Source organism: Methylibium sp. (genome assembly GCF_031393925.1).
Taxonomy (GTDB): Bacteria; Pseudomonadota; Gammaproteobacteria; order Burkholderiales; family Burkholderiaceae_C; genus Methylibium.
Genome location: NZ_JANMWL010000252.1, coordinates 37,021 through 51,800, shown reverse-complemented (window position 1 = coordinate 51,800; position 14,780 = coordinate 37,021). Strand labels below are relative to the sequence as shown.

The 14,780-nt window shown below is 69.4% G+C and carries 16 protein-coding genes and 2 pseudogenes; 10 read left to right on the top strand and 8 right to left on the bottom strand.

All coding sequences use genetic code 11. The features are described from left to right. The first annotated feature begins 235 nt into the window (after window positions 1-235). The 5 genes and pseudogenes from RMO12_RS13565 to miaB all read left to right on the top strand — a co-directional run bounded on the left by RMO12_RS13565 (window position 236) and on the right by miaB (window position 4,148). Window positions 236-754 carry a hypothetical protein gene (locus tag RMO12_RS13565; protein ID WP_309625035.1) on the top strand — a complete coding sequence of 173 codons (519 nt, stop codon included), beginning with the start codon at window positions 236-238 and terminating at the stop codon, window positions 752-754. A gap of 75 nt (window positions 755-829) precedes the next feature. Beyond that, window positions 830-1,366, top strand: a pseudogene (locus RMO12_RS13560) (CoA transferase); the annotation flags it as partial. Window position 1,367: 1 nt separating this feature from the next. Then, window positions 1,368-2,268: pseudogene (locus tag RMO12_RS13555) on the top strand (acetyl-CoA C-acyltransferase); the annotation flags it as partial. A gap of 141 nt (window positions 2,269-2,409) precedes the next feature. Then, a complete protein-coding gene (locus RMO12_RS13550; RefSeq protein ID WP_309639685.1) occupies window positions 2,410-2,784 on the top strand; it encodes a hypothetical protein in 375 nt (124 codons plus the stop codon). Further along, on the top strand, window positions 2,781-4,148 hold the full coding sequence (miaB, locus tag RMO12_RS13545; RefSeq protein WP_309639684.1) for a tRNA (N6-isopentenyl adenosine(37)-C2)-methylthiotransferase MiaB: 1,368 nt from the start codon (window positions 2,781-2,783) through the stop codon (window positions 4,146-4,148). Before RMO12_RS13550 ends, miaB begins: the two co-directional genes overlap by 4 nt. A 71-nt stretch (window positions 4,149-4,219) precedes the next feature. Here miaB and RMO12_RS13540 read toward each other — a convergent pair whose 3' ends face one another. The 8 genes from RMO12_RS13540 to RMO12_RS13505 all read right to left on the bottom strand — a co-directional run bounded on the left by RMO12_RS13540 (window position 4,220) and on the right by RMO12_RS13505 (window position 10,048). After that, window positions 4,220-4,540, bottom strand: a complete 321-nt coding sequence (locus RMO12_RS13540; protein WP_309626424.1) for a septal ring lytic transglycosylase RlpA family protein — start codon at window positions 4,538-4,540, stop codon at window positions 4,220-4,222. A gap of 49 nt (window positions 4,541-4,589) precedes the next feature. Further along, on the bottom strand, window positions 4,590-5,234 hold the full coding sequence (locus tag RMO12_RS13535; RefSeq protein ID WP_309639683.1) for a hemolysin III family protein: 645 nt from the start codon (window positions 5,232-5,234) through the stop codon (window positions 4,590-4,592). 102 nt (window positions 5,235-5,336) lie between these two features. Beyond that, window positions 5,337-6,545: an 8-amino-7-oxononanoate synthase gene (bioF, locus tag RMO12_RS13530; RefSeq protein ID WP_309639682.1), complete on the bottom strand. Its 1,209-nt coding sequence runs from the start codon at window positions 6,543-6,545 to the stop codon at window positions 5,337-5,339. A gap of 16 nt (window positions 6,546-6,561) precedes the next feature. Then, window positions 6,562-7,224, bottom strand: a complete 663-nt coding sequence (bioD, locus tag RMO12_RS13525) for a dethiobiotin synthase (RefSeq protein WP_309639681.1) — start codon at window positions 7,222-7,224, stop codon at window positions 6,562-6,564. Continuing rightward, window positions 7,221-8,555 carry an adenosylmethionine--8-amino-7-oxononanoate transaminase gene (gene bioA, locus RMO12_RS13520; protein ID WP_309639680.1) on the bottom strand — a complete coding sequence of 445 codons (1,335 nt, stop codon included), beginning with the start codon at window positions 8,553-8,555 and terminating at the stop codon, window positions 7,221-7,223. The genes bioD and bioA overlap by 4 nt, the downstream gene beginning before the upstream one ends. Beyond that, a complete protein-coding gene (locus RMO12_RS13515; protein WP_309639679.1) occupies window positions 8,552-9,007 on the bottom strand; it encodes a 6-carboxytetrahydropterin synthase in 456 nt (151 codons plus the stop codon). Before RMO12_RS13515 ends, bioA begins: the two co-directional genes overlap by 4 nt. Window positions 9,008-9,021: 14 nt before the next feature. Beyond that, window positions 9,022-9,663: a 7-carboxy-7-deazaguanine synthase gene (queE, locus tag RMO12_RS13510; protein ID WP_309639678.1), complete on the bottom strand. Its 642-nt coding sequence runs from the start codon at window positions 9,661-9,663 to the stop codon at window positions 9,022-9,024. 109 nt (window positions 9,664-9,772) lie between these two features. Next, the gene (locus RMO12_RS13505; protein ID WP_309626051.1) at window positions 9,773-10,048 is read right to left on the bottom strand and encodes a hypothetical protein; all 276 of its coding nucleotides are present in this window, start codon (window positions 10,046-10,048) and stop codon (window positions 9,773-9,775) included. A 125-nt stretch (window positions 10,049-10,173) separates the two neighbouring features. On the opposite strand from RMO12_RS13505, the gene hemA reads away from it, so the two are divergent. The 5 genes from hemA to grxD all read left to right on the top strand — a co-directional run bounded on the left by hemA (window position 10,174) and on the right by grxD (window position 14,777). After that, a complete protein-coding gene (gene hemA / locus RMO12_RS13500; RefSeq protein ID WP_309639677.1) occupies window positions 10,174-11,484 on the top strand; it encodes a glutamyl-tRNA reductase in 1,311 nt (436 codons plus the stop codon). A gap of 74 nt (window positions 11,485-11,558) precedes the next feature. Then, window positions 11,559-12,644, top strand: a complete 1,086-nt coding sequence (prfA, locus tag RMO12_RS13495) for a peptide chain release factor 1 (RefSeq protein ID WP_309639676.1) — start codon at window positions 11,559-11,561, stop codon at window positions 12,642-12,644. Further along, window positions 12,641-13,456: a peptide chain release factor N(5)-glutamine methyltransferase gene (prmC, locus tag RMO12_RS13490; RefSeq protein ID WP_309626048.1), complete on the top strand. Its 816-nt coding sequence runs from the start codon at window positions 12,641-12,643 to the stop codon at window positions 13,454-13,456. Before prfA ends, prmC begins: the two co-directional genes overlap by 4 nt. A gap of 343 nt (window positions 13,457-13,799) precedes the next feature. Continuing rightward, entirely contained in the window at window positions 13,800-14,336 is a 537-nt protein-coding gene (locus RMO12_RS13485; RefSeq protein WP_309639675.1) for a hypothetical protein, read from the top strand. A 99-nt stretch (window positions 14,337-14,435) separates the two neighbouring features. After that, window positions 14,436-14,777 (top strand): Grx4 family monothiol glutaredoxin, encoded by a 342-nt coding sequence (grxD, locus tag RMO12_RS13480; RefSeq protein ID WP_309626046.1) that lies wholly within the window; start codon window positions 14,436-14,438, stop codon window positions 14,775-14,777. Window positions 14,778-14,780: the final 3 nt, after the last annotated feature.

Genomic DNA, 14,780 nt, shown 5'->3' with positions numbered 1-14,780 from the left:
AGGTGTCCCACGCTTGAAGCGGCATGTCCGAAGTGCGGCAGTTCGCGTGCCCGCCGCGCTTGGACAGGGCGTCGACGACAGCCCCACTGGCCCGCGGGGCGGCCGGCTCGATCGCGCCGGAGTGTGAAAAGCTGCACACTGCGCAGCACAATGGCGAGCACACAATCCGTTACGGTTGTCGCGGATGCCGATCCGCTAGACCATGATTCAGTTTCACCTTCGGGAGGCCGCCGTCATGATCGATCCCAAACCGACTCAGGCTCCGCCGTCGTTCGATGGCCTCGAGTTTGAACTCACCGACATCGGTGAAGCCCGCCTCGCGCTCGATGAACTGCCCCCCGGCATCGCCGAGCGCGCCCGGCTCGACCCGGGCTACTGGCACCAGCAGCGCCGCACCGCGCAGGCTTCGGACCGCGCGCTGACGGGCGAAGCGGTCAAATGGTTGATGCAGCTGCCGCCGGCCCTGCGTCCGCAAAAGCTGGCGCTGCAGATTCCGCGGCTTGCCAACTTCATCGCTTCGGTCTGGTCGAATCCGCAAGAAGCCAGTGCGGCGCTCGACAGCCTGGTGGTCGACCGCCGCGGCGGTCGTCGCGGGCTGCCCGACACCGTGCAGCATGAAGTCCGCCTGCTGCAAAGCCATCTGGCCGACCAGCGTGCGGCACGGCGCGACCGCGCGGTCGTCGCCACCGAGTTGCAGCTCGCGCGCGAGCTGCTCGAAGCCGCCGGCTACCGCGTGATCCCGCCCGTCGCCTGACGCCAAGCGTTGCGCCCTCGCGCGGCACGCGCTCCCGTGTCAGCATCCGGTTTTTCATACGGGGCAGGAGCAGCCATGGCAGGACCGTTGGCGGGTTTGAAGGTGATCGAAATGGTCGGGCTCGGCCCGGCCCCCTTTTGCGCCATGCTGCTGGCCGACATGGGCGCGGAGGTGATCCGCATCGACCGGCCCGGTGCCACCGGCGCGCTCGGCCTGCCGCCGCGCTTTGACATCACGGCCCGCGGTCGGCGCTCGCTGGTCCTCGATCTTCGCAAGCCGGGCGCGGCGACGGTACTGCTCACACTGGTCGAACAGGCCGACGCGCTGATCGAAGGCTTCAGGCCCGGCGTGATGGAGCGTTTGGGCCTGGCGCCCGCGCGGTGCCTGGCGCGCAACCCGCGCCTCGTCTACGGCCGCATGACGGGCTGGGGCCAGCACGGCCCGCTCGCGCACGCCGCCGGACACGACCTTAACTACGTCGCGATGAGCGGCGCGCTGCACGCCATCGGCAGCGCGGACGCGCCGCCACCGCCGCCGCTCAACTACGTCGGCGACTACGGCGGCGGCGCCATGCTGCTGGCATTCGGCCTGATGTGCGCCTTGCATGAAGCCGCAGGCGCTGCACTTCGCCGCCCAAGCGGTCATGTCCGGCAGCATGGATCTGGTGATCGCGGCCGGCGTGGAGAGCATGACGCGCGTACCGATGTTTTCGCCCAATGCACTGGCGGCCAAGGCCGGCCTCGGCTCGTCGGTGAGCCCGGCGATGCAGGCGCGCTACCCCGGCGTGGCGTTCAGCCAGTTCAGCGGCGCCGAGGCGATGGCGCGCAAGTACGGCCTGCAGAGGAGTGCCCTCGACGCCTACGCCTGGGCCAGCCACCAGCGTGCCGCCGCGGCGACGCGCGCGGGCGCATTCGACGACGAGGTGCTGCCGATCAAGGTCCGCGGCGACGACGGCGAGGTGGGCTGCGACCTGCATCGCATTGACGAGGGCATCCGCCTGGACGGCTCTTTGCAAGGCATTGCCGGCGTGAAACCGCTTCAGGAAGGTGGCTGCATCAGCGCCGCCAATGCCAGCCAGTTGTGCGACGGCGCCTCCGGTGTGCTGGTGGCGAGCCGGCACGGGCTGGAGCGCCTGGGCATCGCCCCGCTGGCACGCATCCACCACCTGAGCGTGCTCGGCCACGACCCGGTGATCATGCCGGAGGCGCCGATCCCGGCGACCGAGCGTGCACTGCAGCGTGCCGGCCTGCGCATCGACGACATCGACCTGTTCGAAGTCAACGAAGCCTTTGCCTCGGTCCCGCTGGCCTGGCTGCAGGGCCTGCGGCGCCGACCCGGCGCGGCTCAACGTGCATGGCGGGGCGATCGCGCTCGGTCACCCGCTTGGCGCTTCAGGCACCCGGCTGATGACCACGCTCGTGCATGCGCTGCGGCGCCACGGCGGGCGCTTTGGCCTGCAGACTATGTGCGAAGGCGGCGGCATGGCCAATGTCACGATCGTCGAACGCCTTTGAGTGGCGGCGCCGAACGGCCCTGAGAACCCGCCGGGCCGCTCCAAGGCGCTGAACGCCGCCTTGGGGGGCAGGGACCGAAGTGAGCGTGGGGGCTTGAGCTCACTACAATTTCGCTCTTTCTGCAGCCCCTGGATCAACACCATGTTTCGCTGTGCCCTGATTGCGCTCGCCCTCTGCGCTCCCTTGGTTGCTGCTGCCCAGGTGCAGCGCAACTTTCCGTACAACGCGCTGCGCGGCGGGCTTGCCGTGGGCGCACCGCCCGAGGTGCTCGTCAACGGCAAGCCGGCGCGACTGGCGCCCGGCGCGCGCCTGCGCGGCCCCGACAACATGATCGTGCTGTCTGGCGCCCTCGGCGCCGAGCGCTTCGTCGTCAACTACACGCTCGACACGCTCGGGCTGGTGAAGGACGTGTGGCTGCTGCGCAAGGACGAGATCGGGCGCATGTGGCCCGAGACCCCCGAGGAGGCCGCGCGCTGGGCCTTCGATCCGGTCGCGCAAACCTGGACCAAGCCATGAGCGCCGGCGTGCCGACCGGTGGCAAGAAGGTCTTCATCAAGACCTTCGGTTGCCAGATGAACGAGTACGACTCCGACAAGATGGCCGACGTGCTGCGCCAAGCCGAAGGCTACGAGCCGACCCATGACGTCGAGCAGGCCGACCTGATCTTGTTCAACACCTGCTCGGTGCGCGAGAAGGCGCAGGAAAAGGTGTTCAGCGAGCTCGGCCGCGTCAAGCACCTCAAGGCCAAGGGCGTGAAGATCGGCGTGGGGGGCTGTGTTGCCAGCCAGGAGGGCGCGGCGATCATCGAGCGTGCGCCCTATGTGGACCTGGTGTTCGGGCCGCAGACCCTGCACCGGCTGCCGCAAATGCTGGCGCGGCGCGACGCACAGAACCGCCCGCAGGTCGACATCAGCTTTCCCGAGATCGAAAAGTTTGACCACCTGCCGCCGGCCCGGGTCGAGGGCCCGACGGCGTTCGTCTCGATCATGGAAGGCTGCTCCAAGTACTGCTCGTACTGCGTGGTGCCCTACACGCGCGGCGAAGAGGTTTCACGCCCGCTCGACGACGTGTTGGTCGAGGTGGCGGGGCTGGCCGACCAGGGCGTCAAGGAAGTGACGCTGCTGGGCCAGAACGTCAATGGCTACCGCGGCAGCATGGGCGGCGCGGGCGAGATCGCCGACTTTGCGCTGCTGCTCGAGTACGTGGCCGAAATCCCCGGCATCGAGCGCATTCGCTACACCACCAGCCATCCCAACGAGTTCTCGCAGCGGCTGATCGACGCCTACGCCAGGATCCCGCAGCTCGTGAACCACCTGCACTTGCCGGTGCAGCACGGCAGCGACCGCATCCTCGCCGCCATGAAGCGCGGCTACACCTCGCTCGAATTCAAGTCGACGATCCGCAAGCTGCGGGCGGTACGGCCCCAACTCAACCTGTCCAGCGATTTCATCGTCGGCTTTCCGGGTGAAACCGAAGACGACTTCGCCAAGCTGATGAAGCTGATCGAAGACGTGGGTTTCGACAACAGTTTCAGCTTCATCTTCAGTGCGCGGCCCGGCACGCCGGCCGCGGCTCTGCAGGACGACACGCCGCGCGAGGCCAAGCTGGCGAGACTGCAGCAGGTGCAGTCGGCGATCGAAGCCAATGGAAGACGCATCGGCCTCGGTCGTGTGGGAACGACGCAGCGCATCCTGGTCGAAGGGCCTTCACGCAAGGATGCCAGCGAGCTGATGGGGCGCACCGAATGCAACCGCATCGTTAACTTCGCCGGGCCGGCGCGATTGGTGGGTCAGATGATCGACGTGGCGATCACCACCGCCTATCCCCACTCGTTGCGCGCGGTGGTGGCCACGCATGAGGGCGTCGAGTCGATCCGCTAAGCGACGGATCGAACGCCGACGGGACCTGCGTCGGCTCATTGCCCGACAGCATCCCCGTCACCGTCGCCTGATCAGTCCGCAGCGCTAACGCCAGTGTCGCGTTGCGGCACCGACAGCGGCAGCACTTCAACCGGCACCACGCCCTTGTCGCGCATGCCCAGGTCGGCGGCGGTCTTGGGCGACAAGTCGACGATGCGAGCAGCGACATAGGGACCGCGGTCGCGAATTTCCACCACCGCGCCCTTCCCGTTCTGCAGATTGGTGACCTTGGGAACCGTAGCCAGCGGCAAGGATTTGCTGGCCGCCACGTTGGACCGTGGATTCATCGGCGTCCCATCGGCCATCGTCTTGCCCGCAAAGCGCTTGTCGTAGTGAGAAGCCTTGTAGGACAACGCTGCAAGCCGGGACGGCGGCGGCCCGTTTCAGCCGTGAAGGGCGCGTTCAGCGAATATGCCAGAGCGCGCAGCAGAAATGGCAGGTGCTGCCAGTCAGCACGAACAGATGCCAGACAAAATGACCGAAGCGCAGGCGCGAGTCGAGCAGGAAGAACACCACGCCCACGCTGTAGGCCAGCCCGCCAGCGATCAGCCAGGCCAGCCCCGCGGGCGAAAGCCCCCGCATCAAGGGGCCAGCGGCGATCACCACCAGCCAACCGAGCGCAACGTAGAGCGCGGTCGACAGCAGCAGGTTGTTCAGACGCTGCGTTGCCTTGAGCACCACGCCGACGAAGGCCAGCGTCCATACCAAGCCGAGCACGGTCCAGCGCCAGCTGCCCGGCAACACGCCGAGTGCGAACGGCGTGTAGCTGCCGGCGATGAAGAGATAGATCGCCACATGATCGAGCGTGTTGCAAAAACGCTTGGCGCGCCCGGGTGGCAGGGCGTGGAACAGCGCCGACGCGAAGTACAGCAGGATCATCGTGGCCGAGAACACGCTCGCCCCGATCACGTTGCTCGTCGTCCCGTGTCGACTGGCGAACACCACCAGCACCGGCAGCGACGCGATCGCCAGCAGCAGACCGAGGCCGTGGCTGAGCACATTGGCCAGTTCCTCGGCGGCAGTCTGCGGACGTTCGACCAGTGTCATGACCGGGCCTCGTGTGCGTCGCATCGCAGCGCGGGCCGCGATGATTCGAGTATGAGCACGCAGCGCGCCTGCGGCGTCTCTGCACCCCCGCAGGCGTGGTGCTCAGATGCGGGGAGGCGCGGTATTTGTACCGGCAGCGGCGATCGTTGCGGTCAGAGCGGCGACGAGGCGGTCGACGTCGGCCAGGCTGTGCAGGGCCGAGAGCGAAATGCGCAGGCGCGCCGTGCCCTCGGCCACGGTGGGCGGGCGGATGGCGGGCACCCAGATGCCCTGCATCTCGAGCGCGTCCATCAGGGCCAGTGCGCTGGCGCTGTCCCCCAGCATCAGCGGCTGGATCGCGCTCGGCGTGGCCGGGGCCGGCCAGGGCAGGCCGGCGAGCCCCGCACGCAGGCGCAAGCGCAGGGCCTGCAGGCGTTCGCGCCGCCAGTCCTCGCGCTCGATGAGCAGCAGGCTCGCGCGCAGCGCCTCGGCGATCATCGGCGGGGCGCCGGTGGCGAAGAAATAAGTCCGGGCCTTGTGCATCAGCCATTCGACGAGCGACGGTACGCCGGCCACGAAGGCGCCCGCCACGCCGGCGGCCTTGCCGAGCGTGGCCATGTAGATCAGCCGCGGGGGCATCGCGCCCGGCGTGAAACCCCAGTGCGAAAGGCTGCCGCGACCCCCCTGGCCGAGCACGCCGAAGCCATGCGCGTCGTCGACATACAACCACGCGTCGTGACGCTCGCACAGCGCCAGCATGTCGGGCAGCGGCGCCAGGTCGCCGTCCATGCTGAACACCGCATCGGCCACCACCAGCCGCCGCCGCGCACCCTGCGTGGCGATCAGCGCGCGCTCCAGTGCTGCCATGTCGTTGTGCGCATAAACAGTGATGTCGGCGCGCGAGAGCCGCGCGCCGTCGATCAGGCAGGCGTGATTGAGCGCGTCGGAGATCAGTGCGTCGCCCCGTTCCACCAACGCCGGCAGCGCGCCGCTGTTGGCCGCGTAGCCGGCGTAGAAATAGAGCGCGCGCGGCAGCCCGACAAAGCGCGCCAGCTCGTCCTCGAGCGCTGCATGCGCCGGGCCATGCCCGCAGATCACCGGTGAGGCGGTGGCGCCCACGCCGTAGCGCGCCGCGCCACGCTGCGCCGCTTCAACCAGTGCCGGGTGTTGCGCCAGGCCCAGGTAATCGTTGCCCGCAAAAGCCAGCAGGGGTCGCCCGTCGGCCTGCAGCGTGGCACCGGCCAGCGGCGCCACGACGCGGCGGCGGCGGCGCAGCAACTGCGTGTCGAGCGCGGCCACTGCGGCGTCGAACACATCGCTTGGATCAGCCATCGGTCTTGCTCATGGCTCAGTCTGGCAACGCCAGTGTCAGCGCCAGCATGCGCGCCTCGGCCGCGGGCTGCCAAGGCCAGTCGGCCAGGCACGGCGCGGGCAGATGCGCGCGCAGGTAGTCGAGGTTCGCGGTCTGCTCCTGCATTGACGGATCGAGCCGGTTGGCGATCCAGCCCGCCAGCCGCAGGCCGCGCGCGGCGATGGCGTCGCGCGTGAGTAGCGCGTGGTTCAGGCAGCCCAGGCGCAGGCCGACCACCAGAATGACCGGCAGGCCCAGCGCGGCGGCGAGGTCGGCACCGGTCTGGGCACCCGACAGCGGCACGAGGAAGCCGCCCGCACCCTCCACCACCACCGCATCGGCCTCTGCGCTCAGGGCTGCGTAGGCGCGAACGAGGGCATCGATCTCGATGGTCAAGCCCTCGCGTGCGGCGGCGATGTGCGGCGCAACGGCCGCGGCGAGCAACACCGGGTTGTCGAGCGCAGCGGGCACCTTGGTGTTGCTCGCCGCGCGCAGCGCCAGCACGTCTTCGTTGTCGCCGCGCGCGTCGACGCCGGCCGCAACGGGCTTCATGCCGACACAACGCGCATGCCGCTCACGCAGCGCATGGAGGAGCGCGCAGCTCGCGCGCGTCTTGCCGACCGCCGTGTCGGTGCCGGTGACGAACCAGCCCCGCGTCACGGACCGCACACCCGCTCGAGCGCGCGGAGCGCACCGCCCGCGAGCTGCGCCAGCGCCGCGTCGTCGAGCACGTAGGGCGGCATGAAGTACAGCGTGTTGCCGATCGGGCGCAGCAGCAGTCCTTCGTCGCGCGCGGCAAGGTGGTAGGCGCCCGAAAAACCAGGCAGGCCGTCAACGTCGATGTCCCAGGCCCACAGCATGCCGAGCCGGCGCGCCGCGCCCACGCGCGGATGCGCCGCGAGCGGCGCGCACAGCGCGTCGAGCCGCTGCGCCGTGGCGTGGTTGCGCGCGAGCACGGGCTCGCCGCCCTGGCCGTCGCGAAACAGGTCGAGCACCGCCAGCGCCGCGCGGCACGCCAATGGGTTGCCGCTGTAGGAGTGCGAATGCAGGAAGCCGCGCGCGCCGCGGTCGTCGTAGAAGGCGCCGTAAACCGCATCGGTCGTGAGCACCACCGACAGCGGCAAGGTGCCGCCCGTCAGGCCCTTGGACAGGCACAGGAAATCGGGCCGGATGCCGGCCTGCTCGTGTGCGAACAGCGTGCCGGTGCGGCCGAACCCGACCGCGATTTCGTCGCAGATGAGGTGGACGCCGTAGCGGTCGCACAGCGCACGGGCCAGGCGCAGGTACTCGGGGTCGTGCATGCCGAAGCCGCCCGCGCATTGCACCAACGGCTCGAGGATCAGCGCGGCGGTGCGTGCGTGGTGCTGCTCGAGATGGCGCTCCAGGGCCAGCGCGCAACGCCGCGCAAAGGCCACCGCGTCCTCGCCCGGCTCGGCGCGGCGCGCGTCGGGCGACGGCAATGCCGCGCTCAGGCGCACGAGCGGCGCGTAGGCCTCGCGAAAGAGCGCGATATCGGTCACCGACAGCGCACCGACCGTCTCGCCGTGGTAGCCGCCCTCGAGTCCAACGAACTCGCACTTGGCGGGCCGCCCGGCATTGCGCCAGGCGTGTGCGCTCATCTTCAGCGCGATCTCCGTGGCCGAGGCGCCGTCGCTGGCATAGAAGGCATGGCCCAGGTCGGTGAGCGCGCCGAGTCGCTCGGAGAGTTCAACCACCGGCTCGTGCGTGAGGCCGGCGAGCATCACGTGGTCGAGCCGCTCGAGCTGATCGGCCAGCGCCGCCCGAATGTGCGGATGGCCGTGGCCGAACAGGTTGACCCACCAGGAGCTAACGGCGTCGAGGTAACGTTTGCCGTCGGTGTCGAACAACCACGGCCCCTCGGCACGCGCGATGGCCAGCAGCGGCTCGCGCTCATGGCGCTTCATCTGCGTGCAGGGGTGCCAGACCGCGCGCCGGCTGCGCTCGGCCAGCGACATCGGCGCAGCGCTCATGCAGCGCCGCCGCTGAGCAGGCGCAAGGCGTCACCGCCGTCGTCGTCACCGCTGGCGGTGCGGTAGACGCTGCCGTCACCGCTGGCAGGGCGGTAGACGCAGCGGTCGCCGCTGCTCTTGCGCTCGACCATCACGCTGGCCACGTCCGGCACGGCTGCTGCGACTTGCGCGTGGATGTAGCGGCACAAATTCTCGAGCGTGGGCACGCCCAGGCCGGGCACTTCGTCGAGGAAGTGATGGTCGAGCCGGTCGCGCACCGCAGCGATCGCGGCGCGCAGGACGGCCAGGTCGACGACCATGCCGCTTGCCGGGTCGACTTCGCCCTGCACGCACACCTCGGCGCTGTAGGTGTGGCCGTGGACGCGGCGGCTGCCGTCGGCTTCGTTGCGTTCGACCTGGCGCCGCAAGGTGTGCGCCGCCTCGAAGTAAAAGGATTGGCTGAGTTCGAACATGGGCCGAGGCGAACTCACCGAATGCCGAGCAGCTTGTGGGTTTGCAGGCTGAGCTGCCAGCGCGGGTGTGCGAGGCACCAGCGCACCGCCCAGTCGGTATTGGCGGCCAGCGCGGGGCCGTCCATCGGCTGCACGCGGCGCTGCGCGAAATCCAGCAGCTCCAGCGCCTGCAGATCGATGCCCTCTTGCGGCACCACGACCTTGAGTTCCTGTCCCGAGCGTTGCAGCAAAGGAGCGCCGGCCTTGGGGCTCACGCACAACCAGTCGATGCCGGCCGGCGCCTCGAGCGTCCCATTGGTTTCGACCGCGATCTCGAAGCCGTGCGCGTGCAAGGCCTCGAGCAGCGCCGCGTCGACCTGCAACAGCGGCTCGCCGCCAGTGAGCACGACGAAGCGCCGCGCGCTCTGCGCTTGCGCTTGCGGCCAGTGCGCGGCGATGCGCTCGGCCAACGCGGCGGCGCTCGCGAACTTGCCACCGCCACTGCCGTCGGTGCCGACGAACTCGGTGTCGCAGAAACGGCAGACGGCGTCCGTGCGGTCTTGCTCACGGCCGCTCCACAGGTTGCAGCCGGCGAAACGGCAGAACACCGCCGCGCGCCCGGCATGGCCGCCCTCGCCTTGCAGCGTGTAGAACACTTCCTTGACGGCGTAGGTCATGTCTGCCCCCACGACGCCTCTCGGCACCCGCCCCCCAAGGGGGTGCTCGCACGCCTTGGGGCGGCCCGGCGGCGGCTCGGTGACCGCTCGCACAACGCCTCTCGGCCGCTCATCGCCGACCCCAACCCGCCCAGCCCAGCGCTGCGGCGCAGGCGAGCAGCATGGCGACGTAGGTGAGCATGGCGCCGTCGTGGCCGGTCAACAGCAGCCCGGCGACCAGCGCCAAGAGCGCGGCCGCGCTGGCCCAGCCGGCCAGCCGCAGCACGGACACCGTCGCCAGCGGGCGCAACCACAACAGCTTGGTCAGCACCGCCGCGACGGCGCCGAGCAGCAGGGCTGGCAGGGCGAAGGCTGCGACATGGATCAGGGCGTCGAGCGCGGACATGGTCTCGTGCAATGGGGAGCCGCCTGCGAGGAAACCGGGGCAAGTGATCCGGCGGTCGCGACACCGTTCGTGGCACTTTGCGGCAGCGCAACTCGTTGAATGGAAGGCAATTTTATAATCACTGCATGTCGGTGTTCACCTTGGGCCTGAACCACACGACCGCGCCGCTCGACCTGCGCGGTCGGTTCGCGTTGTCGCTCGAACAACTCGCCCCAACCTTGCAGACGCTGCGCCAGCGCCTCGTGCAGCCCGAGCGACCGCACGGCCCGGAGGCGGCGATCCTGTCGACCTGCAACCGCACCGAGCTGTATTGCGCCGCCGGGCCGCAACTGGTGCGCCCGGCTCTCGAATGGCTGGCGGGGGTGGGCGGCATCGGCGTCGACGCGCTGAGCGACCACGCCTACGTGCTCGAGGATGGCGCTGCCGCCCGCCATGCCTTTCGCGTCGCCAGCGGCCTCGATTCCATGGTGCTCGGCGAGCCGCAGATCCTCGGCCAGATGAAGCTGGCGGTGCGCGAGGCCGACGCCGCCGGCACGCTGGGCAGCACCTTGCACCAGCTGTTCCAGCGCAGCTTCGCGGTGGCCAAGGAGGTGCGCACCTCCACCGAGATCGGCGCCCATTCCATCAGCATGGCAGCGGCCGCGGTGCGGCTGGCCGCGCAGTTGTTCGAGGATTTGCGCGAGATTCGCGTGCTGTTCGTCGGTGCCGGCGAAATGATCGAACTGGCGGCAACGCATTTCGCGGCGCGCGCACCGGCCCGCATGGCGGTTGCCAACCGCACGCTCGAGCGCGGCGAAAAGCTCGCCACGCGTTTTGGCGCCGAGGCGATCCGCCTGGCCGACCTGCCCGCGCGCTTGCACGAGTTCGACGTGGTGGTGTCGTGTACGGCGAGCTCGCTGCCGCTCATCGGGCTGGGGGCGGTCGAGCGGGCGCTGAAGCTGCGGCGGCATCGGCCGATGTTCATGGTCGACCTGGCGGTGCCGCGCGACATCGAGCCCGAGGTCGCGCGGCTCGACGACATCTACCTCTACACCGTCGACGATCTCGCGGCGATCGTGCAAAACGGCGGCGAGAAGCGCCAGGCCGCCGTCGCCCAGGCCGAAGCGATCATCGAAACCGGCGTGCAGAGCTTCGTGCATTGGCTTGGCGAGCGCGGCAGCGTGCCGCTGATCCAGGCCCTGCAGGCGCAGGTCGACGCCTGGCGCGGCAACGAACTGGCGCGTGCGCAAAAGCTGCTCGCGCGCGGCGCCCGCGTCGAAGACGTGCTGGACATGCTCTCCAAGGGGCTTGCGCAGAAGATGTTGCACGGCACCCTGGCCGAGCTGCACGCCGCCGACCCGGCGCAGCGCGAGCAGCTCGCCGCGACCGTGTCACGCCTGTTTCTGCGCGGCAGCGCGGCAGCACCGTTGCGCGGCGCCCCCGGCGACGCACTCTAGCGCCGCCCGTCGATCGCGCCGCCAGCGCGACGCGGCGCGCGCCCCGCCCTGCCCTGCCGAGACCCGCTTTCGCCATGAATCCCGCCCTGCGCCACCAACTCGACCGCTACGTCCAGCGCCTGGCCGAGCTCGACTCGCTGCTCGGCGACCCCGCGACCCTGCGCAACGCTTCAGCGATGCGCCAGCTGGGGCGCGAGCATGTGGAGGTGGCCGGCATCGTCGAGCGCCAGCGGCGCTTTGCGCAGCGCGAGCGCGACGTGGCGGCAGCGCAGGAACTGTTGAGCGAGCCCGACATGACCGAAATGGCGGCCGAGGAAATTGCGGGCGCTCGAGCCGAGCTGGAGCGACTCACCGCCGAGTTGCAACGCTTGCTGCTGCCACGCGACGCCGACGACGCACGCAGCAGCTTCCTCGAGATCCGCGCCGGCACCGGCGGCGACGAGTCGGCGCTGTTCGCCGCCGATCTGTTGCGCATGTACACCCGCTATGCCGAGCGCCAGGGGTGGCGCGTCGAGGTGATGAGCGAAAGCGGGAGCGACCTCGGCGGCTACAAGGAAGTGGTGTTGCGCATCGAAGGGTCCGAGGTCTACGGCCATTTGAAGTACGAATCCGGTGGGCACCGGGTGCAGCGCGTGCCCACCACCGAAACGCAAGGGCGCATCCACACCAGCGCCTGCACGGTCGCCGTGCTGGCGCAGCCCGACGAAGCGGAGGAGGTCACGCTCAATCCTGCCGACTTGCGCATCGACACCTACCGCGCCAGCGGGGCCGGCGGACAGCATGTGAACAAGACCGACTCCGCGGTCCGCGTTACCCACCTGCCCACCGGCCTGGTCGCTGAATGCCAGGACGACCGTTCGCAGCACCGCAACAAGGCCAAGGCCTTGGCGGTGCTGGCGGCTCGCTTGCGCGACCGCGAGCGCATCGAGCGCCAGGCTTCGGAGGCGGCGGTCCGCAAGGGCCTGATCGGCAGCGGCGATCGCAGCGATCGCATCCGCACCTACAACTTCCCGCAGGGCCGGCTCACCGACCACCGCATCAACCTAACGCTCTACCAGCTGGGCAACATCATGGACGGCGATCTGGGGCCGGTGGTCAACGCGCTGATCGCCGCGCGCGAGGCCGAACTGCTGGCCGAGCTGGCGATCGGCGACCGATGAACATTGCGGCCGCACTGCAGGCCGCGCGCGTCGCCGGGGTCGACCGGCTCGATGCCCAGGCGCTGCTTGCCCGGCTGCTCCGACAGCCGCGCAGCTGGTTGCTCGCCCACACCGACGCGGTGCTTGACGGCGGCTCGCAGGCTTCCTACGCCGCGCTGCTGGCCCGGCGGGCCGCGCGCGAGCCGCTGGCCTACCTGCTCGGCGAGAAGGAGTTCTTCGGCCTGATGCTGCGCGTCACGCCCGATGTGCTGGTGCCGCGCCCTGACACCGAGACGCTGGTCGATTGGGCGCTGGACCTGCTGCCGCTACAAACGGCTGCTGCGGTCGCCGATTTCGGCACCGGCAGCGGCGCGATCGCCTTGGCGATTGCGCAACATCGACCGGCCGCTCGTGTCACGGCGATCGATGCCAGCTTGTCGGCACTGGCCGTCGCACGCGACAACAGCGCGCGGCTCGGCGTGGCGGTGGAGTGGCTGCCCAGCGACTGGGGCAGCGCTCTGACGCAGCGCCGCTTCTTCATGATCGTGAGCAATCCGCCCTATATCGCCGAGGGCGATGCGCATCTCGAGATGCTGAGACACGAGCCGCAACAGGCGCTCACCGCGGGGGCCGACGGCCTAGACGCGATTCGCCGCATCGTCCAGCAGGCGCCGCCTTTGCTTGAGCCGGGCGGCTGGCTACTGTTCGAACACGGCTTCAATCAAGCAGGCGATGTCACGCGACTGCTGCACACGGCCGGCTTCGCCGACGTCGCCAGCCGACGCGACCTGGCTGGCCGGCCACGTTGCAGCGGCGGGCGCCGGTCGGCCTGAGCCTGCTCAACAGCGGCGCGCCTCGCGGGCGGAAACAGGCCGGCCGTTCGTGTGGGAAATCACGCGTTCTGACGTGCCCACGCCACCCCCACGAACCCGTGCCCCCAATTTGCGCACTGCGCGTACGATGGTTTCCCGGGCGGTGAGCGATGTCGATTTTGGTGCCGCAGCGGCCCGGTCTGTCGAGGGGCCTGCCATGCCACATGCCACGCTTTGCGCACGATCTTGCAGGGCTGCCGAGCGCCCCCGCATCCACGGCGCAACGGCGCTTAGCGCCCTCGTACTGGCTTTCGGTCTGCTGGCGTGCCCGAAGACCAGCGCCGCGCCGGACCCCGGCCTGGGCTTGCGTGCCGACGAAGCTGGCTGGTCGCGCTGGCAGGGACGCCTGGGCGTCGCAACGCCGCGCGGCACGGGCCTGGCCTATCAGACTGACGCGGCAAATGCGCCGAGCCTGAGCTTGTTTGGCGACTACTACTTCCTTCAGCAGGGTGCAGTGGCACCGGGGCGCTACGGCGGCGGCTTTCGTGCCACCGGCGGCCTGCTGGTCGGACCGCGCGGCACCGCCGTGTCGACCCCGGCCGACAACGTGTCGGCACTCGGCACCGGATTCAGCACGCAGCGCCGCAGTTTCAGCCTCTGGAGCGCTCTGCCCAGCGAGGGTGAGCAGGACGCCACTTCGCGTCCCTACCTCGGCGTTGGCTACACCGGCCTGAAGTCGCTTCGGGCCACCGGCGGCGGCTGGGGATTCAGCGCCGATGTCGGCGTGATGGCGCTGCAGCCCCGCTCGGCGGTGCGCCTGGGCCAGCAGAGCCTCAATGAGGTCGTGCGCGACCTGCACCTGAGCCCGCTGCTTCAGCTTGGCGTGTCTTACTCATTTTGAGTGCCGGGGGTTGGGGTTTTGCCGCAGCGACATCGTTGGCGCCCGCGTTTGCCGTATAACCGCTGCTGTTTTATGCATCCGCCTTAAGCGAGCGCCATCATGACCGACACCGACACCACCATCACCGCCGACGCTCAGCAACGCATCGACCAGCTCGTCAAGGGCCATCGCGTTGTGCTGTTCATGAAGGGCAGCGCCCAATTCCCGATGTGCGGTTTTTCCGGCCGCGCGATCCAGATCCTCAAGGCCTGCGGCGTGAGCGATCTCTCGACCGTTAACGTGCTCGAAGACAACGGCATCCGTCAGGGCATCAAGGACTACGCCAACTGGCCGACCATTCCGCAGCTCTATGTGAAGGGCGAGTTCGTCGGGGGTTCGGACATCATGATGGAGATGTACCAGGCTGGTGAACTCCAGGCGCTGTTGAGCGCCCCTCAATGAATC

What these genes read in the sequence shown, in the direction of transcription:
- prmC (WP_309626048.1), top strand. Translation starts at nt 12,641, where the DNA reads ATGAACATTGCGGCCGCACTGCAGGCCGCGCGCGTCGCCGGGGTCGAC.
- RMO12_RS13565 (WP_309625035.1), top strand. Translation starts at nt 236, where the DNA reads ATGATCGATCCCAAACCGACTCAGGCTCCGCCGTCGTTCGATGGCCTC.
- RMO12_RS13535 (WP_309639683.1), bottom strand. Translation starts at nt 5,234, where the DNA reads ATGACACTGGTCGAACGTCCGCAGACTGCCGCCGAGGAACTGGCCAAT.
- queE (WP_309639678.1), bottom strand. Translation starts at nt 9,663, where the DNA reads ATGACCTACGCCGTCAAGGAAGTGTTCTACACGCTGCAAGGCGAGGGC.
- bioF (WP_309639682.1), bottom strand. Translation starts at nt 6,545, where the DNA reads ATGGCTGATCCAAGCGATGTGTTCGACGCCGCAGTGGCCGCGCTCGAC.
- RMO12_RS13505 (WP_309626051.1), bottom strand. Translation starts at nt 10,048, where the DNA reads ATGTCCGCGCTCGACGCCCTGATCCATGTCGCAGCCTTCGCCCTGCCA.
- hemA (WP_309639677.1), top strand. Translation starts at nt 10,174, where the DNA reads ATGTCGGTGTTCACCTTGGGCCTGAACCACACGACCGCGCCGCTCGAC.
- RMO12_RS13550 (WP_309639685.1), top strand. Translation starts at nt 2,410, where the DNA reads ATGTTTCGCTGTGCCCTGATTGCGCTCGCCCTCTGCGCTCCCTTGGTT.
- miaB (WP_309639684.1), top strand. Translation starts at nt 2,781, where the DNA reads ATGAGCGCCGGCGTGCCGACCGGTGGCAAGAAGGTCTTCATCAAGACC.
- bioA (WP_309639680.1), bottom strand. Translation starts at nt 8,555, where the DNA reads ATGAGCGCTGCGCCGATGTCGCTGGCCGAGCGCAGCCGGCGCGCGGTC.
- grxD (WP_309626046.1), top strand. Translation starts at nt 14,436, where the DNA reads ATGACCGACACCGACACCACCATCACCGCCGACGCTCAGCAACGCATC.
- RMO12_RS13515 (WP_309639679.1), bottom strand. Translation starts at nt 9,007, where the DNA reads ATGTTCGAACTCAGCCAATCCTTTTACTTCGAGGCGGCGCACACCTTG.
- prfA (WP_309639676.1), top strand. Translation starts at nt 11,559, where the DNA reads ATGAATCCCGCCCTGCGCCACCAACTCGACCGCTACGTCCAGCGCCTG.